17 protein-coding genes and 1 tRNA gene are annotated in these 23334 nt (G+C 61.9%); 9 read left to right on the top strand and 9 right to left on the bottom strand.

Features of this window, described 5'->3' with window-relative positions; genetic code table 11:
• The first annotated feature begins 12 nt into the window (after positions 1-12).
• The 4 genes from gltB to ACFWEM_RS32210 all read left to right on the top strand — a co-directional run bounded on the left by gltB (position 13) and on the right by ACFWEM_RS32210 (position 8375).
• Positions 13-4497: a glutamate synthase large subunit gene (gltB, locus tag ACFWEM_RS32225; RefSeq protein WP_378539718.1), complete on the top strand. Its 4485-nt coding sequence runs from the start codon at positions 13-15 to the stop codon at positions 4495-4497.
• Entirely contained in the window at positions 4490-5992 is a 1503-nt protein-coding gene (locus tag ACFWEM_RS32220; RefSeq protein ID WP_378539717.1) for a glutamate synthase subunit beta, read from the top strand. Before gltB ends, ACFWEM_RS32220 begins: the two co-directional genes overlap by 8 nt.
• Before the next feature lie 82 nt (positions 5993-6074).
• Positions 6075-7493: a pyruvate kinase gene (gene pyk / locus ACFWEM_RS32215; RefSeq protein ID WP_214890328.1), complete on the top strand. Its 1419-nt coding sequence runs from the start codon at positions 6075-6077 to the stop codon at positions 7491-7493.
• The gene (locus ACFWEM_RS32210; protein ID WP_230813279.1) at positions 7494-8375 is read left to right on the top strand and encodes an acyl-CoA thioesterase II; all 882 of its coding nucleotides are present in this window, start codon (positions 7494-7496) and stop codon (positions 8373-8375) included.
• 33 nt (positions 8376-8408) lie between these two features.
• Here ACFWEM_RS32210 and ACFWEM_RS32205 read toward each other — a convergent pair whose 3' ends face one another.
• Positions 8409-8912 carry an SRPBCC domain-containing protein gene (locus ACFWEM_RS32205; protein WP_042923025.1) on the bottom strand — a complete coding sequence of 168 codons (504 nt, stop codon included), beginning with the start codon at positions 8910-8912 and terminating at the stop codon, positions 8409-8411.
• Positions 8913-9190: 278 nt separating this feature from the next.
• Here ACFWEM_RS32205 and ACFWEM_RS32200 point away from each other — a divergent pair, with 278 nt between their 5' ends.
• Positions 9191-10111 carry a bifunctional 5,10-methylenetetrahydrofolate dehydrogenase/5,10-methenyltetrahydrofolate cyclohydrolase gene (locus tag ACFWEM_RS32200; protein WP_378539716.1) on the top strand — a complete coding sequence of 307 codons (921 nt, stop codon included), beginning with the start codon at positions 9191-9193 and terminating at the stop codon, positions 10109-10111.
• The gene (locus ACFWEM_RS32195; protein WP_378539715.1) at positions 10083-11363 is read left to right on the top strand and encodes an amidohydrolase; all 1281 of its coding nucleotides are present in this window, start codon (positions 10083-10085) and stop codon (positions 11361-11363) included. Before ACFWEM_RS32200 ends, ACFWEM_RS32195 begins: the two co-directional genes overlap by 29 nt.
• Before the next feature lie 22 nt (positions 11364-11385).
• On the opposite strand, the gene ACFWEM_RS32190 is transcribed toward ACFWEM_RS32195, so the two are convergent.
• Positions 11386-12033 carry a hypothetical protein gene (locus ACFWEM_RS32190; RefSeq protein ID WP_378539714.1) on the bottom strand — a complete coding sequence of 216 codons (648 nt, stop codon included), beginning with the start codon at positions 12031-12033 and terminating at the stop codon, positions 11386-11388.
• A 74-nt stretch (positions 12034-12107) separates the two neighbouring features.
• A tRNA-Leu gene (locus ACFWEM_RS32185) sits at positions 12108-12184 on the bottom strand.
• 107 nt (positions 12185-12291) lie between these two features.
• On the opposite strand from ACFWEM_RS32185, the gene ACFWEM_RS32180 reads away from it, so the two are divergent.
• A complete protein-coding gene (locus tag ACFWEM_RS32180; protein WP_003944029.1) occupies positions 12292-12909 on the top strand; it encodes an ANTAR domain-containing response regulator in 618 nt (205 codons plus the stop codon).
• Between the two features lie 207 nt (positions 12910-13116).
• A complete protein-coding gene (locus tag ACFWEM_RS32175; protein WP_317828956.1) occupies positions 13117-14448 on the top strand; it encodes an ABC transporter substrate-binding protein in 1332 nt (443 codons plus the stop codon).
• 71 nt (positions 14449-14519) lie between these two features.
• Here ACFWEM_RS32175 and ACFWEM_RS32170 read toward each other — a convergent pair whose 3' ends face one another.
• Genes ACFWEM_RS32170 through ACFWEM_RS32155 form a run of 4 tightly spaced genes read right to left on the bottom strand, consistent with a single transcriptional unit; the run spans position 14520 to position 18658 of the window.
• Positions 14520-15326: an ABC transporter ATP-binding protein gene (locus ACFWEM_RS32170; RefSeq protein ID WP_378539713.1), complete on the bottom strand. Its 807-nt coding sequence runs from the start codon at positions 15324-15326 to the stop codon at positions 14520-14522.
• The gene (locus ACFWEM_RS32165) at positions 15323-16351 is read right to left on the bottom strand and encodes an ABC transporter ATP-binding protein (protein ID WP_378539712.1); all 1029 of its coding nucleotides are present in this window, start codon (positions 16349-16351) and stop codon (positions 15323-15325) included. Before ACFWEM_RS32165 ends, ACFWEM_RS32170 begins: the two co-directional genes overlap by 4 nt.
• On the bottom strand, positions 16344-17333 hold the full coding sequence (locus tag ACFWEM_RS32160; protein ID WP_003944088.1) for a branched-chain amino acid ABC transporter permease: 990 nt from the start codon (positions 17331-17333) through the stop codon (positions 16344-16346). Before ACFWEM_RS32160 ends, ACFWEM_RS32165 begins: the two co-directional genes overlap by 8 nt.
• 5 nt (positions 17334-17338) lie before the next feature.
• Positions 17339-18658: a branched-chain amino acid ABC transporter permease gene (locus ACFWEM_RS32155; protein ID WP_378539751.1), complete on the bottom strand. Its 1320-nt coding sequence runs from the start codon at positions 18656-18658 to the stop codon at positions 17339-17341.
• A gap of 303 nt (positions 18659-18961) precedes the next feature.
• Here ACFWEM_RS32155 and polA point away from each other — a divergent pair, with 303 nt between their 5' ends.
• Positions 18962-21709 carry a DNA polymerase I gene (polA, locus tag ACFWEM_RS32150; protein ID WP_378539711.1) on the top strand — a complete coding sequence of 916 codons (2748 nt, stop codon included), beginning with the start codon at positions 18962-18964 and terminating at the stop codon, positions 21707-21709.
• A 91-nt stretch (positions 21710-21800) separates the two neighbouring features.
• Here polA and trxA read toward each other — a convergent pair whose 3' ends face one another.
• Together trxA and ACFWEM_RS32140 are read right to left on the bottom strand one after the other, a co-directional pair.
• Positions 21801-22172: a thioredoxin gene (gene trxA / locus ACFWEM_RS32145; protein WP_214890358.1), complete on the bottom strand. Its 372-nt coding sequence runs from the start codon at positions 22170-22172 to the stop codon at positions 21801-21803.
• A gap of 74 nt (positions 22173-22246) precedes the next feature.
• Positions 22247-23242: a helix-turn-helix domain-containing protein gene (locus tag ACFWEM_RS32140; RefSeq protein ID WP_378449765.1), complete on the bottom strand. Its 996-nt coding sequence runs from the start codon at positions 23240-23242 to the stop codon at positions 22247-22249.
• Positions 23243-23334: the final 92 nt, after the last annotated feature.

Raw genomic sequence — 23334 nt, 5'->3', positions numbered from 1 at the left:
GGAGGTCGCCGAGTGCCGTTTTCTCGAATACCTGACCCTCGAGGCCTGTACGACCCCGATCAGGAAACCGATTCATGTGGTGTAGCCGTGGTAGCAGACACCTCTGGACGGCACATGCATTCCATTGTCGACGAGGCGCTCGCGGTCTTGGGCAATCTCTCCCATCGCGGCGCAGTCGGGCGCGAATCCAACAGCGGAGACGGCGCGGGCATTCTGATTCAGCTGCCGACGGAGTTCTTCGACGCGGTGACCGAGTTCGAGCTCCCACCGCCCAATTCGATGGGTGAGAACACCTACGCGGCCGGAAACTGCTTTCTTCCGGTGGACGAGGAAGCACGTCGTCAAGCGGTTGTTCGGATCGATCAATGCGCAGCGGCAGAAGGACTGCAGGTTATCGGGTGGCGAGAGGTACCGGTCGACAGCGACTGCGTCGGAGCCGTTGCCGCGCAGTGTGCTCCGTACATCAGCCAGTGTTTTGTGATGTGCTCCCAGTCCAGCGATCACAGTGTGGGCGGAATTGCCTTGGACCGACGAGTGTTTGCGCTCAGGAGGCAAGTCGAGCGGATTCATTCGGACAGCACTGCAGTGTATTTCCCCTCGTTGTCCGCGCGAACCATTGTGTACAAGGGCATGCTGACGCCGGCGCAGTTGCCCGGTTACTTCACCGACCTGCGCGATGGCAGAATGCGAACCGCCTTGGCAGTCGTGCACAGCCGATACTCCACGAACACTTTTCCGTCGTGGCCACTCGCTCAGCCGTATCGCTGCATCGCTCACAACGGCGAGATCAATACGATTGTGGGAAACAGGAATTGGATGCGTGCTCGCGAGCCGATGATGCGGAGCGCATTTTTCGACGGGGACATCGATCGCTTGTTTCCGATCTGCACCCCGGGAGGATCCGACTCTTCGTCGTTCGACGAAGTCCTCGAGCTTTTGACGCTCGGGGGCCGCAGTGTGCAACACGCCATCGCGATGATGGTTCCCGGCGCCTGGGAGAATGATTCTTCGATGCCTGACGCGATAAGGGCCTTCTATCAATTTCACGGTTGCCTGATGGAACCGTGGGACGGTCCGGCGTCGGTGACATTCAGCGACGGCACTGTTGTGGGGGCGGTGTTGGATCGCAACGGACTTCGACCAGGGCGGTGGTGGCGGATGAAGAACGGCCGTGTCGTGTTGGCCAGTGAGAGCGGTGTGTTCGACGCCCCCACATCCGAGGTGCTGGAAAAGGGGCGCCTCGAGCCGGGGCGCATGTTCCTCGTCGACACTGCTCGCCGTCGCATCGTTCCCGATGCGGAGATCAAGTCGGAACTTGCGAGCACAGCTCCCTACCGGGACTGGCTCGCCGGGGGGTTGGTCGACCTCGAGGACATCCCCGAGTCTGCGCCCGCCCGAGGCGATCCGGCTTCGCTGTTGCAACGTCAGGTGCTCTACGGATACCAGGCCGAGGACCTGCAGGACATTCTTGTCCCGATGGCAAGCTCAGGATCGGAGCCGTTGGGATCGATGGGCGTCGACACGCCGCTCGCCGTTCTCTCGGATCGACCGAAGCTTTTGTACGACTACTTCGTTCAGCTCTTTGCCCAGGTGACCAACCCGCCGTTGGACGCGATTCGCGAGGAAGTAGTCACGACACTCGCAACCATGCTCGGTGCCGAGCAGAACTTGTTCGAAGCATCTGTCCGGTCGTGCCGGAGGATCGTTCTGCAGAAACCGGTAATCGGTCCGGTGGAAATGCAGAAGATCGCCGAACTCCGCGGCCCTCGAACTCCGACAAGCACTGTTCTGCAAGGAATCTTCGATGCGCGGGGCGGTCTCGCCGAGGGTGTCGAGAGGCTTCGTGAGGCCGCCCGAACAGCCGCGGCAGCTGGTATCGAAATCCTTGTGATCTCCGACCGTGGATCGGACTGCGAGCAGGCTCCCATTCCGTCGTTACTCGCAGTGTCGAGCGTGCACCACGATCTTGTTCGTCATGGCCTGCGAACCAAGGTCTCACTCGTTGTCGAGTCGGGTGACGCCCGCGAAGTTCATCACATCGCCTTGCTGATCGGCTACGGTGCGGCGGCTGTCCACCCGTATCTTGCTCTCGAATCGGTAGAAGCACTCAGCGAGCGAGACGAACTTCCCGGGATAGATCCGAAGACGGCAACGGACAACTATCTGAGAGCTACAAATTCCGGCGTGCTCAAGGTGATGTCGAAGATGGGAATCGCTACGGTTCACTCCTACACGGGCGCTCAGGTTTTCGAGGCCGTGGGCTTGGGCCGAGAGTTGGTCGACGAGTACTTCTGCGACACACGAAGCCGGATCGGCGGCATCGGTATCACCGAAGTCGCCAACGAAGTCCTGATGCGTCACGCGGCAGCGTTCTCGGTGTCCGCGGTGCGGCATCGTCAGTTGAGCAGCAGTGGAGAGTTCCGGTATCGCCGCGGCGGTGAATTGCATCTGTTCACGCCAGAGTCCGTGTTTTTTCTTCAACATGCGACACGGTCAGGACGTAGTGACATGTTTCGTTGCTACAGCGACGAAGTCGATCGACTGAGTGCGCAGGGCGGAACCCTGCGGGGATTGTTTCGATTCCGACACGGGATTCGTCCGCCGGTTCCGCTCCGTCATGTCGAACCCGTCGAGATGATTCTCGCTCGATTCAACACCGGTGCGATGAGCTACGGCTCCCTCTCCGCCGAGGCGCACGAGACGATGGCGGTTGCGATGAACGCTCTCGGCGGACGTTCCAACACCGGTGAGGGCGGAGAGTCGCCGGAGCGGTTACGTGACAACAAGCGTCGAAGCGCCGTCAAGCAGGTCGCGAGTGGTCGCTTCGGGGTGACCAGCGATTACCTCGTCAACGCCACCGACATTCAGATCAAGATGGCCCAAGGTGCCAAACCGGGTGAAGGAGGGCAGCTTCCGGGGTCCAAGGTGTACCCGTGGATCGCGGAAACCCGGTACTCGACGCCAGGGGTCGGTCTCATATCTCCGCCCCCTCACCATGACATCTATTCGATCGAGGATCTCGCCCAACTGATCTACGACCTCAGATGCGCAAACCATCGTGCACGGATACACGTGAAACTGGTCAGCGCGGTCGGAGTCGGGACAGTTGCGGCAGGTGTGGCCAAAGCGCACGCCGACGTTGTGCTGATCTCCGGTCACGACGGCGGGACGGGCGCGGCGGCACTCTCGTCCATCCATCACGCGGGTACCCCGTGGGAGATCGGGCTGGCCGAAACTCAGCAGACGTTGGTACTCAACGGGTTGCGCGATCGGATCGTCGTCCAGTGTGACGGGGGTTTGCGTACGGCGCGGGACGTCGTCATTGCCGCGTTGCTGGGGGGCCAGGAGTACGGGTTTTCCACGGCGCCACTCATCGCGGCCGGTTGCGTCATGATGCGGGTATGTCACCTCGACACCTGCCCCGTCGGAGTAGCAACTCAGAATCCCGAATTGCGCGAGCGATTCACCGGCCGGCCCGAGTACGTCGAGAACTTCTTCCGCTTCATTGCCGACGACGTACGACGGTTGTTGGCAGAACTGGGGTTTCGAAGTATCGATGACGCTCTGGGACACGCGGACGTATTGGAAATGACTCCGGAGGCGGCGCACTGGAAGAGCCGGACGTTGGAACTCTCGCCACTTTTCGACGTTCCGCCGGCGCCGGCCGGCGCGCCCTACCAGCCGTGTGTACCTGTTTCGAGCGAACTCGAACGCACCCTGATCGAGTGTGCCGCGGCCTCACTCGAGGACGCTCGACCCGTGAATATCGAACTGCCGATACACAATACGGATCGGGCGGTGGGAACGAGGCTGGGCGCTGAGGTGACCAGACGCTTCGGCGCCGTCGGGCTACCCGACGGCACCATCGACATCGTGCTCAGCGGAACGGCAGGCCAGTCGCTCGGTGCGTTCCTGCCACCGGGCATCTCGTTGGTCGTAGTCGGCGATGCAAACGATTATGTGGGGAAGGGTCTCTCGGGTGGACGGATCGTACTTCGCCCAAGCGAAGACTCGCCCTCCAAGGCCGAGGAGCAGGTGATTGCGGGCAATACCGTGCTGTACGGCGCCACGAGCGGCGCACTCTATGCACGGGGGCGTGTGGGGGAGCGATTCGCCGTACGTAACTCGGGCGCGGTCGCTGTGGTGGAGGGCGTCGGAGATCACGCGTGTGAGTACATGACCGGGGGGCGCGTCGTCATTCTCGGCCCGACTGGTAGGAACCTTGCTGCGGGAATGTCCGGCGGAGTCGCCTTCGTACTCGACTTGAACGCCGAGAAGGTCAACTGCGACATGGTGGTTCTCGCGCGGCCTTCGGCGGAAGACTGTAGTCGGCTGGTCGAGATTCTCGGTGATCATCTGGCCGCGACCGGCTCGTCGGTCGCGGCACAACTTCTCGACGACTGGGTCGGCCACAGTCCGAGATTCACCAAGGTTCTGCCCGTCGACTATCAGAAGGTCGTTGAAGAGAACCAACTGGCGGAGCCGGCTCATGCCTGACCCACGTGGGTTCCTCAGCGTGAAACGATCCGGCGCACCGACCAGGCCGACCGATGTGCGTGTCGGGGACTGGGAATCGGTTTACGAGTCGATGGATCCCGTGGTGCGCAATCGAGACGTTTCCGCACAGGCCTCGCGATGCATGGACTGTGCTGTGCCGTACTGCCATTCAGCCGGGGTGGGATGTCCGCTCGGCAATCTCATCCCGGAATGGAACGACCTGGTTCGGCGTGGTCGGTGGTCCGAAGCCTCGGAGAATCTGCATTCCACCAACAATTTCCCCGAGTTCACCGGACATCTGTGCCCCGCTCCGTGCGAAACGGCGTGCGTTCTCGCACTCGACGACGAGCGCACGTCGGGAGGTGTCACCATCAAACGTATCGAACAGGCGATCGTCGACAACGCCTGGGAGTCGGGTTCGTTGGGGCCACGGGCGCCCGTAGTTCACAGCGCCAACCGTGTTGCGGTAATCGGTTCGGGACCGGCGGGACTGGCTGCGGCTCAACAACTGACACGCGCCGGACATCGTGTCACGGTGTTCGAGCGGAGTGATCGAATCGGGGGACTGCTTCGCTACGGAATCCCGGAATTCAAGTTGCCCAAAGCCTTGATCAACCGGCGACTGGCCCAGTTGACCGCCGAGGGGACTCGATTCGTCACCGGCTGCACCGTCGGAGTCGACGTGAGCGCACAAGTCCTCATGACGAATTTCGAAGCGACAGTCCTGGCGGTCGGGGCCGATCGTGCCCGAGACACCGACGTGCCGGGGCGTGGCCTTCGCGGAATCCATTGTGCGATGAAGTACCTGCGTGCTGCCAACCGTGAATGCGAGGGTGACGGCGCCTCGAGTATCTCGGCGCGAGGTGAGAACGTCGTGATCATCGGTGGCGGTGACACGGCGGCCGACTGCCTCGGCACGGTGCATCGCCAGGGTGCGCGCTCGGTGACGGAACTGGATTACCACGTCCCACCCCCGGGGCATCGCGATCGAGACCGCGACCCGTGGCCGTTGTGGCCGCGGGTCCTGCGCAGCTCCCCGGCAGACGAGGAGGGCAGTGACAAACGGTTCCGATGGGCGGCGCAGGAATTTCTCGACGACGGTGACGGTGCGGTTCGTGCAATCCGGATGGTTCCGGTCGCCGTGTCGCGGGGAGAGAACGGACAGCGGACCATGGTGCAGACCGGGGACACGACGGACCTCGCGTGCGAGATGGTGCTGCTCGCTCTCGGATTCGACGGCGTCGAATCCGCGCCACTGCTTACCGACCTCGATGTCGGCACCGATCCGCTCGGCAGAATCGAGTGTGATGTCGGGTGGCAGACCCGAACACCCGGCGTGTTCGTCTGCGGCGACGCGCATCGCGGGGCGTCGCTCGTCGTGTGGGCGATTGCCGAGGGGCGGTCGGCCGCACGTGCCGTCGACGTGTATCTCACCGGCGGGTCCGACCTTCCGTCGCCGGTAGTTCCGAAGGCATTTCCGCTGTTCGTGAGGTGAACAACTGAATCGAGTAAGAACAGAAAGTGCACGTCACAAATGCCGGATAGAAGTGCGGTGGGGTAGCGACTAGGCTCGAGCCGTGAACCGACGGACAAAAATTGTATGCACACTTGGACCTGCGACAGCTTCTGGCGACCGCATCCGTGAGCTCGTGGAGAGCGGCATGGACGTGGCTCGCCTCAACTTCAGCCACGGCGAGCATGCCGATCACGAAGAAAACTACATTCGCGTCCGCGCCGCGTCGGACGCCACCGGAAAGGCCGTCGGTGTTCTCGCCGACCTCCAGGGGCCCAAGATTCGCCTCGGCCGATTCAAGGACGAGCGGACCACCTGGGCCAACGGTGAAGAGGTTCGTATCACCGTCGACGACGTCGAGGGAACACACGATCGCGTCGGGACCACGTACAAGGAATTGGCGCGCGACGCCAAGGCCGGCGACCGACTGCTGGTCGACGACGGAAAGGTCGGCCTGGTCGTCACTTCCATCGACGGTAACGACGTCGTATGTCGGGTCACCGAAGGCGGTCCCGTCAGCAACAACAAGGGCCTCTCGCTGCCTGGCATGAACGTCTCCGTTCCTGCCCTGTCGGGCAAGGACATCGCCGACCTCGAGTTCGCCCTCAAGCTGGGCGTCGACTTCATTGCACTGTCCTTCGTTCGCTCACCCGCGGACGTCGAATTGGTTCACGCCATCATGGATCGAGTCGGGCGCCGCGTTCCCGTCATCGCGAAGCTCGAGAAGCCCGAGGCCATCGACAATCTCGAAGCCATCGTGCTCGCATTCGACGCCGTCATGGTCGCCCGCGGTGACCTCGGTGTCGAGTTGCCGCTCGAGCAGGTCCCGCTCGTCCAGAAGCGCGCAATCCAGATTGCTCGTGAGAACGCGAAGCCGGTCATCGTCGCCACGCAGATGCTCGAGTCGATGATCGAGAACTCGCGTCCGACCCGCGCAGAGGCATCCGACGTTGCCAACGCCGTCCTCGACGGCGCGGATGCAGTCATGCTCTCGGGCGAGACATCAGTGGGCAAGTACGTCATGGAAACCGTTCGCACCATGGCCCGCATCGTCGAAGCCGTCGAGAACGAATCGACCCGAGTCCCACCCCTGACTCACGTCCCGCGCACCAAGCGCGGTGTGATCTCGTACGCAGCACGTGACATCGGCGAACGTCTGGACGCCAAGGCATTGGTTGCATTCACACAGTCCGGTGACACGGTGCGACGACTGGCTCGCCTGCACACTCCGCTGCCGCTGCTCGCCTTCACACCGTTGCCCGCAGTACGCAGTCAGCTGACGCTGACATGGGGAACCGAGACGTTCCTGGTCGATGCGGTGGCCACCACCGACGAGATGGTGCGTCAGGTAGACAATGCTTTGCTCTCCCTCGGTCGGTACGTCAAGGGCGACCTCGTGGTCATCGTTGCCGGGTCCCCTCCGGGAACCGTCGGCTCCACCAACCTCATTCACGTCCACCGCATCGGTGAAGAGGACCACTGAGTGACCCACGCGAATGCGTCCACCGACCTCGGCACTCTCCTCGGTCTGTTGGATCTGGAGCAGATCGGTGACGACGCGTTCCGTGGACACCACCCCGAGCAAGTAGGTTCGCGGACGTTCGGCGGTCAGTTGGTGTCTCAGGCACTGATGGCTGCCGGACGGACCGTCGACGGTGAGCGCCCCATCCATGCCGTCAACGCCCATTTCATTCGGGGTGGAGATGTCAAGGCGCCCATCGAGTATCGGGTGGAGCGTCATCGTGACGGGCGTGCTTTCGCCAACCGTCAGGTGACGGCCTATCAGGGTGAGAACGAATTGTTCGTGATGCTCGCGGCGTTCCAGGACTCCGGCAAGGGGCTCGACCATGCCGTCGAGATTCCGGATGTTCCACTTCCGGAGTCCCTGCCGCCGATCGGCGATCATCTGGTCGGGTACGAGGAGAAACTGCCGCATTTCAGTGCGGCGCTCAAGCCGATCGACATGAGGTACGCCAACGATCCGGCGTGGATACTCAAAGGCACCGGTGAGAAACTCAACCACAATCGGGTGTGGATGCGCCCCGACGGCGATCTTCCGGATGATTCACTCGTACACGCTGCGACGCTTGCATATTCGTCGGACACCACTGTGCTCGATTCGATTCTGACCACTCATGGATTGTCCTGGGGCCATGATCGTATCGTCGCGGCGACGGTCAACCACTCGATCTGGTTCCACCGTCCGTTCCGATTCAGCGATTGGGTCCTGTACGCGACCGAATCGCCCGTCGCTGCAGGTTCGCGTGGTTTGGCGACCGGACGGTATTTCTCGGTGGAAGGACTGCTGTTGGCAACAGTGGTTCAAGAAGGAATGATCAGGCACTTCCCGCGCAAGGGGGAGTGAGAAGCGGGCCCGGGTCTGTGCTCGGGCCCAGGTTCAGGCCGACTTGCGATACTGCGGTGAGAGTTCGTCGGCGCGGTCCCACGGAGACCAGTCGACTTCGCGTCCATCGAGTTGGGCCGCAACAACTTCCAAGCCCGCGTGCCAGCCCGCGGCATGGGCGTACGCGGACTCTTCGTCTTCCATCGTGTGGGTGAGGGTCAGCCAACAGCCGCCGGTGCCGTCCGGAGCCAGCTCCCAATGCAGAGTGTCTGCGTCCCAGAGGAATTCGAGAATTCGGTGTGGGTGGACGCTGATGACCGTGCCACGTGTCACGTGATCTGCGGGTAGTCCGAAACGCTCGACTTGTTCCGGCGTCACCTTGAACAGCAGATCTGCGCCGGGAGTGAGATCGAAATCGACGTCCGCCGGGAACCAGGCGTCGAGGTACTCGCGTTCCGTTATCACTTTCCAGACTTTGTCCGGTGCGTGCGGAATCGCCAGTTGGAAGCTCAGTGACACCCGACCGTCATAGGTCAGGTTTATCTTGCCGTTGTCCATCGGTGCCTCCAATGCTTGGTGCCCGTGCGGTTGCCCCCATCGTGCCATCTAATTGCACAGGATGGAATAACTGCAGGTCAGATCGTTACCTATTGATAGGTTATGTCGATTTGTCTCGTTTTGAGAGCGGAGTTCTCGATGCGTTTCGTGGCGGTGAAACAACCGCGCGGTACGCTGGCCACGCACGACTGGCGCGGGTGGGAATTACCACCGGGGAGTGCACATCGCGAGGCATCGACCGCCTGGGTGCTTCACACATCTTGTGTGAAGGGGGATTCATGTCTACCGAAAATCTGCCCAACCGGAACGTGGTGGCTCGAATAATCGACGGACGCGCAATTGCCGATGCTGCGCTCGCGGACTTGTCACTGCGCACGAGGCAGTTTCGTGATGAGACCGAGCACGTTCCTTGCCTGGCAGCGGTTATCGTGGGAGCGGACCCGGCCTCGAAGGCGTATGTACAGATGAAGGCCAAACGGTCTGTCGTCGTCGGAATGACGTCGCGGACGGTCGAACTCCCGGTGAGTACAACCACTGAAGAACTCGTCGACGTGCTGAGAGCGTTGTCGGCGGACCCTTCGATCGACGGCATACTGCTGCAACACCCGGTGCCAGGCCACATCGACGAACGGGCTGCGTTCGACGCCATCTCGGCCGACAAGGACGTCGACGGCGTCACTTCGGCATCTTTTGCGGCAATGGCGTTGTCCGGAGGTGGATTCGAATCGTGTACGCCGAGTGGCATCCTGCGCCTCCTCGACGCCACAGGCGTCGAACTCGCCGGAAAGCATGCCGTTGTAGTGGGCAGAAGCCCCATCCTCGGATTGCCGATGGGAATGCTCCTCCTGCGTCGGGACGCAACCGTGACGTACTGCCATTCGCGAACCGTCGACCTGGCCGCTCACGTCGGTACGGCGGACGTCGTCATCGCTGCCGTCGGCGTGCCGGAACTCGTCAAAGGTTCGTGGATCAAGCCCGGGGCAGTAGTGATCGATGCGGGGTACAACGCGGGCAACGTCGGCGACGTGGAGTACGGCGCCGCGCTCACTCGCGCCGGTGCAATCACACCGGTGCCGGGTGGTGTCGGCCCCATGACGGTTGCAGTACTGCTGGAACAAACTCTCGCCGCGGCAGTTCGGGCGACTGAGGTTCGGGCATACAGTGAGAATCATGACAAACGTGGTGGACCGAATCGGTGATGTCAGCGCTTCACTCGTAGATCTGTACAAAGATCTGCACGCGCACCCCGAGTTGTCGTTTGCGGAGCATCGGACCGCCGGAATCGTCGCGGATCGATTGCGAGACCTCGGCTTCGAGGTTCATTCCGGAGTCGGCGGAACCGGAGTAGTAGGCGTTCTCCGAAACAGCAGTAGCCTCCGAAAGAGCAGCAATCTCCGAAACAGCAGTGGCGCAACCGTTCTGCTTCGGGCCGACATGGACGCATTGCCGGTCGAGGAAGTCACCGGTCTCGATTATGCAAGCACGGAGCGAGGAACCGACAAGGAGGGCAACGACGTTCCGATCATGCACGCGTGCGGGCACGACATGCATGTTGTTGCGTTGCTCGGCGCCGCTCGGATCCTCAGTGAAACCGTCGACTCGTGGTCGGGCACGCTCGAGGTCGTGTTCCAGCCCGCAGAGGAACTCGGTGCCGGCGCGCAGGCGATGGTCGACGACGGGTTGTACGAACTCATTCCCAAACCCGATGTGGTTCTCGGCCAACACGTTGCGCCGGCACCGGCGGGAATCGTCGGATTGCATTCCGGGGCAGCATTCGCTGCGGCTGATAGCATGCTGGTGCGGATGTTCGGGAGGGGCGGGCACGGATCGCAGCCTGAGACCACGATCGATCCGATCGTCATGGCGGCATCGGCAGTGATGCGGTTGCAGACGGTGGTCTCCCGCGAGATTGCCGGCAGCGACACAGGTGTACTGACAGTGGGCCAGTTTCACGCAGGTACGAAGAACAACATCATCGCCGATCATGCCGAGTTCGGTCTGAGCATTCGGACCGTCGAACCGGACGTCCGAACCCGGGTATTGGACGCGGTGCACCGAATCGTCTGCGCAGAGGCGCAGGCATCGGGCGCCGTCCGTGAGCCCGAACTGATTGCACAAGAGTCGTTTCCGGTGTTGATCAACGACGGCGCGGCCTGCGATCGCGTGAGCGCTGCATTCAGGGGCGTATTCGGGGAACACGGCGTCATCGATCCTGGACCGGTCACCGGGAGTGAAGACGTCGGAATCCTCGCCGACGCGGCCGGAGCGCCGCTGGTGTACTGGCTCCTCGGCGGTGCGGATCCCGAGGCCTACCTGAAGGCCGTAACAGCGGGAACCGTCGGGGAGGACATTGCATCGAACCACTCACCGCGGTACGCCCCGGTGATCCAGCCGACCCTCGACAACGGAATCGCCGCGTTGACCGCAGCTGCGCTGGAATGGCTGAGCTGAGCGCGTAATTGGGTATCGAGGGTCAGTTGTCGGCTGCGGGGATGTCGATAGTCAGCTGGGACGGGGAATCGGATGTCGACACCGTGTACGCCGGCCGGGTCTGGAGAGTGCCGATAAACGACTGCAGGATCGTATCGTTCGTACCGGCACTCTCCATGCGGGTGATGTTTGTGACGTCGAGGGGAGCCGAGACAAGACTCGGATGCGACCGGACTCCCATCAGATCGACCTGAAGTATCGATCGACTACCGACATCTACGACTGTGCTGTCTCCCGCTCGGATTGCTTCACTGACGTATTCGGTTTTCCAGAACACCGGTCCGTTGCCGTCGAAGCGATAGGTGATGCGGGTGAAACCATCGTGATCGGTCACGTCGATCGCGGTCACGTCGATCGCGGTCACGTCGACGGGTGGATTCGGTGAAGCGATCGCTGTGTCGCTGGGCAATGAGGGAAGCGTGGAGATCTCGGTGGACGCGGCCTCGATCGGGCGAGAGCCGACCTGAAGGGTGCCGGTCCGTGTTGCAGCGTCGAGGACGACCTGGGTGGAAGAGACGACCTGGGTGGAAGATCCGCCAGCAATGTCGGATTCGTCGTCTGTCTGACATCCGGTGAGCAGGCAGAGACAAGACATGGTTCCGAGCAGAGCAATCAACCGGCGACCGTTCATGGATCGAACCTAGCGGCGGTTGATCCGGGGTACAGCCGAATGCCGAAACCTTGCGGTACGGCCGGCTGCTGCAGTGGTGCCCTCGGTGAGACTCGAACTCACACTGGACGGGTTTTGAATCCGTTTCCTCTGCCAATTGGGATACGAGGGCTTGTTGCGATGACTACATTAGAAGATGCGATTTCAATGTCAAACACCGGTACCCTCTAATCGTTCGCGTCTCGTGTCGGGGCGGTTCGATGGAGGAGGATGGTGGCCATGAATTCGCCGCAGCCGCAAGGCAATCAGCTCGCACCCCGTCGTGTTGTCGTCGCTGAAGACGAGGCGTTGATCCGCATGGATCTGGTCGAGATGCTCCGCGAAGAGGGCTACGACGTCGTCGGCGAGGCCGGTGACGGACAGGTGGCGGTCGAGTTGGCCGAGTCACTCAAGCCTGATCTGGTCATCATGGACGTGAAGATGCCCAGGAGGGACGGCATCGACGCGGCGTCGGAGATTGCCGCCAAGCGCATCGCTCCTGTTGTCATTCTCACAGCATTCAGTCAGCGCGAGTTGGTCGAGCGCGCACGCGATGCCGGCGCCATGGCCTACTTGGTCAAGCCGTTCTCCATCAGCGACTTGGTGCCTGCCGTCGAATTGGCGGTCAGTCGCTTCCGAGAGGTGACCGCGCTCGAGCGTGAGGTCGCCGATCTGTCCGACCGACTGGAAGCGCGCAAGCTCATCGAGCGCGCCAAGAGTGTTCTGATGGTTCGCCAAGCGCTCACCGAACCCGAGGCGTTCAAGTGGATTCAGCGCGCCGCGATGGACCGGCGCTCCACGATGAAGGCCGTCGCACAGGTCGTGCTCGAAACTCTGGGCGGCGAACCGGACGCTTGAGCAAAGTGTCCGAGTTTTCGGCTGCTGCGTCGACGGTCGAAACGTCGCGCAGCGCTACAGCCGTGTAAACACTGTGCGCCATCAGATAACAGTCAGGTCACAGGGCTTTCTTGAAGGATCGCGAAACGGTTCCAAGGTCTAGCGTCTGATCCCACAGCGAGCGCCAGTTCGGGTGGCGCGAGCACCGGCTGATCTTAGGAGCGTGGGATGGCTAGACGAACACTTGTGCGTACTGCTGCAGTTCTCGGCGCGGCATCACTGGCACTTGCAGGCTGTAGCTCGGACAAGTCGGATGACTCGTCTTCGAGCGGCTCTACGTCCGGCGCTTCCGCCGCGACGACATCCGTCACGACCGATTGCACCCCGGAGCAGGCCAAGGCCGGCGCCACCCCGTCCACGGAAGCGCTGCGCATCGGCACGCTTCTTCCCGACACCGGCAGCTTGTCGTTCCTCGGGCCGCCGATGGTTGCAGGCACCCAGCTCGGCGTCAACGATGTCAATGCCGCTGGAGGCGTTCTCGGCCAACCCGTCCAACTGATCCCTGGCGATTCGGGTGACACCACGACGGACACCGCCAATTCAACCGTCGACCGCGAATTGGCGGCAGGCACTCAGGTGATCGTCGGCGCCGCGTCGTCGTCGGTCTCGCTCAAGGTGATCGACAAGATCGCCAGCGCGGGCGTCGTGATGTTCTCTCCTGCCAACACGTCGGACCAGTTCGTCTGCTATCCAGACAAGGGCATGTACTTCCGCACCGCTCCGACGGACGTACTGCAGGCTCAGGCCGTCGCACAGCTCATTTCGGACGACGGTGGTCAGCGCGTAGCCATCATGGCTCTCAACGACCCGTACGGGACGGGTCTGGCCGACAACATCGAAAAGAATCTGATCGATTCGGGCGTCCCCTCCGATCAGATCGAGAAGATCATCTACGACCCGAACGCGCAGTCGTTCAACTCCGAAGTCGATCAAGTCAAGAACTTCAATCCGGATGCAGTTGCATTGGTGGGCTTCGAAGAGTCGGCGAAGATCATCACGCGCATGCACGAAGTGGGCATCGGCCCGTCGGACGGAATGGCGATGTACGGCGTCGACGGCAACATGGGTAACGCGCTCGGAGAATCCGTGGCGAAGCCGTTGCTCGACACGATGCAGGGAACGACGCCGCTGACGGATGTCGGAGCTGCCTTCCAAGATCGGCTGAAGGCGGTCAACCCCTCACTGATCGACTTCAACTACGCCGGAGAGTCGTACGACGCGGTGGTGATCTCGGCACTTGCTGCCGAGCAGGCGAAGTCGACGGCGGGCACGGACATCGCGGCGAACATCAACAGCGTCACCGAAGGTGGCACCAAGTGCACGTCCTACGTGGAGTGCTTGCCGTTGGTGAAGGCGGGTACCGACATCGACTACGACGGCATCACCGGTGAGTTGGACTTCAACGATTCGGGCGAGCCGTCCATCGGTTCGTACGGAAAGCTCAAGTTCGGCCCTGAGAACACGCTGACCACAGAAGGATTCGTGGTGGTGGGCAAGTAAGTCGTAGGCAAGTAAGCAGTCGGCGAGAATGGGCCAGGGTCGCGAGACCCTGGCCCATTCTCATGTCGTGCCTACTTCTCTTTGCTCCCGGCGAGCGTTCCCAGATACAGCTCGATCACCTTGGGATCGTTCATCAGATTGGCGCCGGTATCGGTGTACGCGTTCTTGCCCTGATCGAGTACGTAGCCGCGATCGCAGATCTGAAGGCAGCGGCGCGCGTTCTGTTCGACCATGATGACCGAGACACCCGCAGCATTGATCTTCTTGCAACGGATGAACACCTCGTCCTGGAACATCGGGGACAGGCCCGCGGACGGTTCGTCGAGGAGCAGGACCGACGGATCCATCATCAAAGCCCGGCCCATCGCGACCATCTGACGTTCGCCGCCCGAGAGTGCGCCGGCCTTCACCTTTCGTCGTTCACTCAGGAGTGGGAACAATTGACTCACGAAGGCGAATCGCTCTGCGAATGCCTTGGGTCGCAGATAAATTCCCATCTCGAGGTTTTCTTCGATAGTCAGAGTCTGAAAGACGTTCTGTGTCTGGGGGACGTACCCGACTCCCTTCTGCACGAGGACGTGAGCGGGCGCGGACGTGATGTCGTCCTCACGGAGAGTGACCGATCCTTCGCGAACCGGTATCAAACCGAACAGTGACTTCAGGAGTGTCGACTTGCCTGCGCCGTTCGGTCCGATGATTCCGACGATTTCTCCCTCCTTCAGGAAGAAGTTGCACTCACGCAGGATGTTGACGCCGGGAATGTAGCCGGCGACGAGGCTGTCCGCGCGGAGCAGGGCACCTGCCGACAGTCGCTGATGCTCTTGCGCTGTCGCGGCGAACTCTGCGGGCGTGAGTGAACGTGCTTGGTTCTCGCTCATGGCTTCTCGTGCCTTCCGCGCGGTTCCTCGGGACTCGATTCCAACGTCGCGGCGAGATCGGCCGGGAGATTGTCGATGTCGGGTTCCGAGAGGTCACCGCCCGCCTCGAGGGTTTCGACCTCGGCTTCTGCCAGGGCGGCTGCCAGAACGGCCGTCTCGCCCACCGGATTTCCGTCGTCGTCGAACTCGAGGGCCTGGTCGTGGTGGCTGCCCAGGTATGCGTCGACGACAGCTGTGTTGGAGGAGAGTTCGTCCGGAGTGGACTCGGCGATGACGCTGCCCTGCGCCATGACCACGACCCAGTCGCTGATGTCTCGGATCACGTCCATGTCGTGCTCGACGAAGACGACCGTCATTCCGTCGTCGCGCAATGACTTGATGTGTCCGAGCAGGCTTTGCGTCAGAGCGGGATTGACGCCTGCCATGGGTTCATCGAGCATCACCACCGAGGGCGAGGTCATGAGTGCGCGGGCCATTTCGAGCAGTTTGCGCTGTCCCCCTGAGAGGGAACCGGCGAGATCGTCGGCTTTCGTGTCGAGTTTGAAACGCGCCAGGAGTTCGTTGGCGCGCGCGGTGATCTCGCGTTCCTGACCCTTCCAGATCCACGGGACAAGCGAGGCAAAGATGCGTTCACCTCGTTGACCGGTGGCACCCAGGCGGACGTTGTCCAGCACCGTGAGTTTGGACAGCGCCTTGGTCAACTGGAACGTGCGTACCACTCCTTTCCTGGCCACTTGGTGGGGATACATGCGACCCAGCGATTGACCGTCCATCGACCACGTACCGGTGTCCGGCCGGTCGAAACCGGTGAGGAGGTTGAAGAGCGTTGTTTTCCCGGCGCCGTTGGGGCCGATCAGACCCGTGATGCACCCGCGTTGAATTTCGAGGTGGTCGACATCGACGGCTTTGAGGCCGCCGAACGTGCGCGAGACGTTGTCCGCGATCAGTACCGGGTCGGGTTTTGCCGATCCCGGAAGATGAGGAACGTCGGCAAAGATCTGTGCTCTGGTATCGGCGTCAAGCATTGAGTTGCACCTCCCGCTTGTTACCCAGTATTCCCTGCGGTCTGAAGACCATCAGAAGAGCGATCATCAATCCGAGCAACACGTATCTGGTGGCTCCGACCTGTTGTTCGGTCAGCGAGAGCAGCGGATTCTCGCCGGAGATCGCCTGACGCAACAAAGCGTCGGGAATGGCGAGGAGGAACCAGAACAGCATTGCGCCCACTACCGGGCCGAAAACCGTTGCCGCCCCGCCCAGAATCAGTGCGCCGAATGCAAAGAACGTCTGCGCGGTCGAGTAGAAGTCCGGGTTGATGGACTTGGTCTGGAGGGCGTTGAAAACACCGGCCAGACCACCGATCACGCCGCCGAGAACCAGTGCCTGCATCTTGTACACGAAGACGTTCTTGCCCAACGATCGCGCCGCATCCTCGTCTTCACGAACCGCCTTGAGGACGCGCCCCCACGGGCTGTGCGTCAACAGGTAGACAAATCCGCACAAGATCAGGACCAGGGTCCAGCCGACGACCATGGACCAGAGATCGTCGCCGTAGAACTTCACGCCGAGAAACGAGTACTGCTTGGCCGAGTCGAACGGGCTCAGTGCGGTGAACGGATCTGCGAAACCGAACAGGCCGTTGGTGGAACCGGTGACCGAATCCGACGCGGTCGAGCGGAAGATCAGACGCAAAATCTCCGAAGCCGCGATGGTGACGATGGCGAGATAGTCGGCGCGCAGACGCAGCGTCGGAATACCGAGCACGAGCGCGAGAAGACCGGCCGCGGTGAGTCCGACGAGGATGCCGAGCCAGAGCGGCTGGTCGTAGGTCACGGTCATGATTCCGACGCCGTAGCCGCCGAGAAGGGCAAAACCGATCTGACCGAAGTTGAGCAGTCCGGCGTAGCCGAAGTGCAGGTTCAGCCCGATTGCCAACAGTGCGTAGAAGATTGCCGACGGCCCGATCAACTGGGCGAAGGAAACCTGGAAAGCTCCCATGATGTCCATGTTCGTCACCCGATCCTTTGTCTGGATCCGAGGATGCCCTGGGGGCGAACCACGAGGATCACGATCAAGACGAGAAGTCCGCCGATGTATTTGAGGTCGGGGTTGATGATGAGCGTCGAGAGTTGGACCAGAAGTCCGACGATGACGCAGCCGAGTAGCGCCCCGTACGCCGTTCCCAGACCACCGAGGGTGATTCCGGCGAACATCAGCAGCAACAGTTTGAAGCCCATCTCCCACTGGACGCGTCCGCCGAGCTCGGAGATACCGAACAGCACACCGCCGAGAGCAGCCAATCCGCCGCCGAGACCCCAGACGAACATGATCACGCGCTCGACGTTGATTCCCGACGAAGCGGCGAGGTCGCGGTTGTCGGAGACGGCGCGCATGGCTTTTCCGATGCGAGTCCTCTGCAGAAGTAGTGCGACGCCGACCAGGACTACCAGACTGACGATCATGACTACGGCGTTGGCGTCGGTCAAAGCGATGGGGCCCCAGTTCTTCTCGACCTGCCCCTGGTAGTCGTCGAAGGGTTCTGCTCGATCGGAGAAGAAGATGAGGATCAGGTAACGCAGGGAAATCGCGAGACCGATGGAGACCACCAGTTGTGCGATCAACCCGGTCTTGCGTTTACGTAGGGGCTTCCAGACGATTCCGTTGGTCAACAGTCCGATCCCGATACCGACGAAGATCGCGAGAACGGTGGCGGGAATCAGCGGAATGCCGAACGAGGTGTTGATCACCCAGGCTGCGACGGCACCGAGGGTGACCATCTCGCCGTGCGCGAAGTTCGTCAGACCGGTCGTGCCGTAGATCAAACTCAGACCGACACCGGCGATCGCGATCACGAGACCGAACCGCAGGCCGTCGACAGTCGTGCGGATGAGCTTCTCGCCGAAGCTGACATTCGAGGCGGTGCGAACCTCTCCGAACGAGAAGATCACGGTGTTCGCGCGGCCGGCCACCACCTCGCGTTCGACAGTGGCTTGCACACTCACTCCGTCGGGGAGGGTGTCCGCAACGATCTCGAATGTGTAGGTGCCCGGGGCCACGGCCAACTCCCAACGACCGTTCGATGCCGACTCGCCGGTGGCGACCTCGGTGCCGGAGGAATCGAGCGCGCGCACCGTAACGCCCTCGAGCCGGGTGCCACCGTTGTTGAGATTGCCGCTGACGGGGACGGCGTTGTCGGGAACCGGTTTTGTCGGTCCTGACGAGGTCGGCGGTGCAGGGGAGTTGGTCGGTGCAGGGGAGTTGGTCGGTTCCTGGGCCCCGGCCGTTCCGGCCAGGCTGAGTAATGCGAAGAACGTGAGTAACGCAAAGGCCAGTAGTCGGCTGAGTGTTGCGAGGGTATGCCGTTTCACTACGGGTGGAGCCACGTACGTCCTCCGAGCGGGTCGGGACTAGCGCGTCTGGACAAAGGTGCCACGCAGCGGAGGGCTTGATCCGTTGCTGCGATTTCCGGACTCTAACGGCTCTGTTCGCTTCAGATGGTGTTCTGAGATTTCCGGGATGTTTCGGTTCCGTATCGAAGGCCGATGGCTGCATCAATTGTCCGATTCTTGTGCCTGTTCCTGCGTAAACAACGGCGAAGGCGTCGATGTCGGTCGCGATCCCTAGACTGATGAACCGTGAGCCCCGCAACCACAACTCGGTCCAGCACGTCCACCGCTTCAGCCGGCACCACCGGCAAGGCGGACGATCGCCCTCTTCTGATGCTTCTCGACGGGCATTCGTTGGCGTTTCGCGCCTTCTACGCGCTGCCTGCAGAGAACTTCAAGACACACAGTGGGCAGGCCACCAATGCGGTGTACGGCTTCACGTCGATGTTGATCAATCTTCTCCGCGACGAACAGCCGACCCACTTGGCTGCGGCCTTCGACGTTTCGCGTCAGACGTTTCGCGCCGACCTGTTCCCTGAGTACAAGGCGCAGCGTGCGAAGGCTCCGGACGAATTCAAGGGCCAGATCGACATCACCAAGGACGTTCTCGGCGCGCTGGGCATCCCGGTCATGGCCGAGGAAGGTTTCGAAGCCGACGACGTGATTGCCACGTTGACCACGCAGGCGGAGGCCCTCGGATACCGAGTTCTGGTCGTGACCGGCGACCGCGACTCGCTGCAGCTGGTGACCGACAACGTCACTGTGCTCTACCCGAAGAAGGGGGTCTCGGAGCTCACCCGATTCACGCCGACGGCCGTCGAGGAGAAATACAGCCTCACCCCGTCGCAATATCCGGATTTTGCTGCCCTGCGCGGCGACCCGAGTGACAACCTCCCCGGTATCCCCGGCGTCGGCGAGAAGACCGCCACCAAGTGGATCCGTGAGTACGGCGACCTGCAGGGTCTGGTCGACAACGTGGACAAGGTCCGTGGCAAGGTGGGCGACTCACTACGCGAGAACCTTGCAAACGTCCTGCTCAATCGCCAGCTGACCGAAATGGTTCGCGACGTTCCTTTGCCGTACACGCCCGAGCAGTTGGTGTTGGCCCCGTGGGACCGCGAGAAGATTCATGCGTTGTTCGACGATCTCGAGTTCAAGGTTCTCCGCGATCGACTGTTCGCGACCCTGTCGTCGTCCGAACCCGAAGCCGAAGAGGGCTTCGAGGTCAGCGGCGACGCACTCGCCCCGGGTGCGGTTGCCGCATGGCTCGACGCTCACGCGCGAACCGGTGAGCGTCACGGCGTGACGGTTCTCGGAACCAGAACTCCGTTTGCCGGTGACGTCACTGCACTCGCGATCGCGGCCTCCGACGGCGAATGCGCATACATCGCGGCGTCGACGGCAACGCCGGAAGATGAAGCGGCTCTCGGTGATTGGCTTGCGGATGCATCCCAGCCGAAGGCGCTGCACGAAGCCAAGTGGGCGATCCACGCTCTGCGTGGGCGCGGTTGGACGCTCGGCGGACTGACCAGCGACACCGCTCTGGCCGCCTACCTCGTCCGGCCAGGTCAGCGCACCTTCAATCTCGATGATCTGTCGCTCCGCTACCTCAAGCGTGAACTGCGTGCCGAAACATCGGGCCAGGAACAGCTTTCACTTCTCGACGACACCGAACAGCTTGACGCCGAAGCGGCCGAGACCGCGATGCTCAGCGCTCAGGCCGTTCTCGACTTGGCAGCTGCGTTGGACACCGAGTTGGAGTCGATCGAGTCCAAGTCGCTCCTCTCCGACATGGAACTGCCGTTGACGATCGAGCTCGCGCAGATCGAGGCCACCGGCATCGCCGTCGACAGCGCGCATCTGCACGATCTTCAGAGCCGTTTCGCGTCCCAGGTCGCCGACGCCGCAAACTCCGCGTACGAGGTGATCGACAAGCAGATCAACCTGGGTTCGCCGAAGCAGCTGCAGGTGGTCTTGTTCGAAGAACTCGACATGCCCAAGACCAAGAAGACGAAAACGGGCTACACCACCGACGCCGAGGCGCTGCAGGGTCTGTTCGACAAGACGGGACACCCGTTCCTCGAACACCTTCTCGCGCACCGTGATGCGACGCGTATGAAGGTGACCGTGGACGGTCTTCTCAAGGCCGTGGCCGAAGACGGTCGCATCCACACGACGTTCAACCAGACGGTTGCCGCGACCGGACGTCTGTCGTCGACCGATCCCAACCTGCAGAACATCCCGGTCCGCAATGATGCGGGGCGCGAGATCCGCGACGGATTTGTGGTCGGGCAGGGGTTCGACGTTCTGCTCACTGCCGATTACAGCCAGATAGAGATGCGCATCATGGCGCACGTGTCAGGTGACGAGGGACTGATCGAGGCATTCAACACCGGTGAGGATCTGCACAGCTTTGTCGGCTCACGCGCATTCGGCGTTCCGATCGAAGAGGTCACTCCTGAACTGCGTCGCCGGGTCAAGGCGATGTCCTACGGTCTGGCTTACGGATTGAGCGCTTACGGATTGGCTTCGCAGCTGAAGATTTCGACCGAAGAAGCGAAGCAGCAGATGGATGCGTACTTCGCTCGTTTCGGCGGTGTGCGGGATTACCTCCACGCCGTAGTTGAGCAAGCGCGTAAGGACGGTTACACCTCGACGCTCTACGGCCGTCGTCGGTATCTGCCCGATCTCAACAGTGACAACCGTCAGCGTCGTGAGGTGGCCGAACGTGCTGCCTTGAACGCGCCGATCCAGGGCACCGCGGCCGACATCATCAAGGTCGCGATGATCAACGTGCAGAAGGCTCTCGCCGACGCCGGATTGAAGTCGCGCATGCTGTTGCAGGTTCACGACGAATTGGTGCTCGAAGTGGTTGCCTCCGAGTTGGAGGAGGTCACTGCATTGGTCAGGGACAAGATGGCCACAGCCATCGAGTTGTCGGTACCGCTGGATGTTTCGGTGGGAACTGGTCGAAGCTGGGACAGCGCGGCTCACTGAGTCGGCAACCAAAAGGGCTGGCTACGAAAAAGGCTGGCTACGAAAAAGGCTGGGCCGGAATCGCATTCGATTTCGGCCCAGCCTTCTTTCGCTACTCGGCAGAGGCAGTCTGCTCTGCGATCTGCTTGCGGACCTCGTCCATGTCGAGTGCCTTGACCTGAGTCACCAGCTCTTCGAGCTGAGCGGCGGGAAGTGCGCCGGCCTGGTTGAACACGAGAACGCCTTCACGGAAGGCCATGATCGTGGGGATGGAGCGGATGTTGGCGGCCGCTGCGATTCCCTGCTCGGCTTCGGTGTCCACCTTGGCGTGAACGACATCGCTGTGCTTCTCGGAGGAGGCTTCGAACGTCGGCGCGAACTGGCGGCACGGGCCGCACCAGGAAGCCCAGAAGTCCACGAGGACGACGTCGCTGCCGTTGATCGTTTCGTCGAAGTTCTGCTGGGTGAGTGTCTGGGTGGCCACAGGGGTCCTTTCCATTGTGCGGGCTGTTGGTGTGTGCAACGCCCCGGAACCGCTGATTCTTCCCTGAGTGGATTTCAGCTTGCGTTCTCGGTCGCCCGAAATGTCCGGCGGTACGCCTGGGGCGTGGTGCAACGCAGGCGAATGAAGTGCTGGCGAAGTACGGCGCCGCCGCCGAATCCGACGCGTTCTGCGATGACGTCGACGGAGAGGTCCGAATTCTCGAGTAGTTGCTGGGCGGCCAGTACTCGCTGATCGCTGAGCCAACGCGCGGGGGTAGTCCCTGTTTCCGCTTGGAAACGGCGCGCAAAGGTGCGAGCGGACATGTTCGCTCGCGCTGCAACCATGCCGACAGTGAGGTCGACGGCGAGGTTCTCCGTCATCCAGTCGAGGAGCGGGGCAAGAGTTGCGCTCGGCGTCGAGGTGAGGGGAGTGGCGACGTACTGAGCCTGACCGCCGTCACGATGGGGCGGTACCACCATCCTTCTCGCGATGCCGTTGGCCACGCGAGAGCCCTGTTCCTTGCGGACGATGTGCAGGCACAGATCGATTCCTGCTGCGGTGCCGGCGCTGGTGAACACCGGATCTTCGTCCACATACAGCACGTCCGGATCGACCTTGGCTTCCGGATACGTCTGGGCCAGCCTTTCGGCGTGACGCCAATGCGTCGTGCATCGCTTCCCGTCCAGCAGTCCCGCCGCCCCGAGGACAAACGCGCCGGTGCACAGGCTAGCCACCTTGGCGCCCCGGGCCACGGCCTCACGGAGCTTGATCAGCAGGGGATCGACACTCGAGTCGGGGCTCGGTGAGCACATGTACGCGTCGCCTGCGTCGTAGGTGCCACCGGCGGAAACGACGATGAGATCGGCGTCATCGAGAGAGTCGAGGTTGTACGGAACATCGATGTTGTAGCCGAAGCGTGTTCGGATCGGGCCCGGAACTGCGGCGATCAGAGAGAAGTCGTACGTCGGGAGGCCGTCGTCGGATCGGTCGAAGCCGAATACTTCACATGCCACGCCGAGTTCGAACGCCTCGGTCATCGGCATCAGTGGGACCACCACTTTCGCGAGCATCTTTCGAGTGTGACAGAAAAACGGCAAAGTGGCAGAAAATCGACCAAGTCTGGCTTTTCTGCCACTATTGAAGGGCGCGGCCTTGCGTCAGG

Source organism: Rhodococcus sp. NPDC060176, assembly GCF_042728675.1.
Taxonomy (GTDB): Bacteria; Actinomycetota; Actinomycetes; order Mycobacteriales; family Mycobacteriaceae; genus Rhodococcus_F.
This window is presented reverse-complemented; position numbering and strand designations above follow the sequence as displayed.

Bases quoted from the DNA above. Each gene is read 5' to 3' on its own strand.
- ACFWEM_RS32220 (WP_378539717.1), top strand. From the start codon at position 4,490: ATGCCTGACCCACGTGGGTTCCTCAGCGTGAAACGATCCGGCGCACCG.
- ACFWEM_RS32205 (WP_042923025.1), bottom strand. From the start codon at position 8,912: ATGGACAACGGCAAGATAAACCTGACCTATGACGGTCGGGTGTCACTG.
- ACFWEM_RS32200 (WP_378539716.1), top strand. From the start codon at position 9,191: ATGTCTACCGAAAATCTGCCCAACCGGAACGTGGTGGCTCGAATAATC.
- ACFWEM_RS32195 (WP_378539715.1), top strand. From the start codon at position 10,083: ATGACAAACGTGGTGGACCGAATCGGTGATGTCAGCGCTTCACTCGTA.
- ACFWEM_RS32190 (WP_378539714.1), bottom strand. From the start codon at position 12,033: ATGAACGGTCGCCGGTTGATTGCTCTGCTCGGAACCATGTCTTGTCTC.
- ACFWEM_RS32180 (WP_003944029.1), top strand. From the start codon at position 12,292: ATGAATTCGCCGCAGCCGCAAGGCAATCAGCTCGCACCCCGTCGTGTT.
- ACFWEM_RS32175 (WP_317828956.1), top strand. From the start codon at position 13,117: ATGGCTAGACGAACACTTGTGCGTACTGCTGCAGTTCTCGGCGCGGCA.
- ACFWEM_RS32170 (WP_378539713.1), bottom strand. From the start codon at position 15,326: ATGAGCGAGAACCAAGCACGTTCACTCACGCCCGCAGAGTTCGCCGCG.
- ACFWEM_RS32165 (WP_378539712.1), bottom strand. From the start codon at position 16,351: ATGCTTGACGCCGATACCAGAGCACAGATCTTTGCCGACGTTCCTCAT.
- ACFWEM_RS32160 (WP_003944088.1), bottom strand. From the start codon at position 17,333: ATGGACATCATGGGAGCTTTCCAGGTTTCCTTCGCCCAGTTGATCGGG.
- ACFWEM_RS32140 (WP_378449765.1), bottom strand. From the start codon at position 23,242: ATGCTCGCGAAAGTGGTGGTCCCACTGATGCCGATGACCGAGGCGTTC.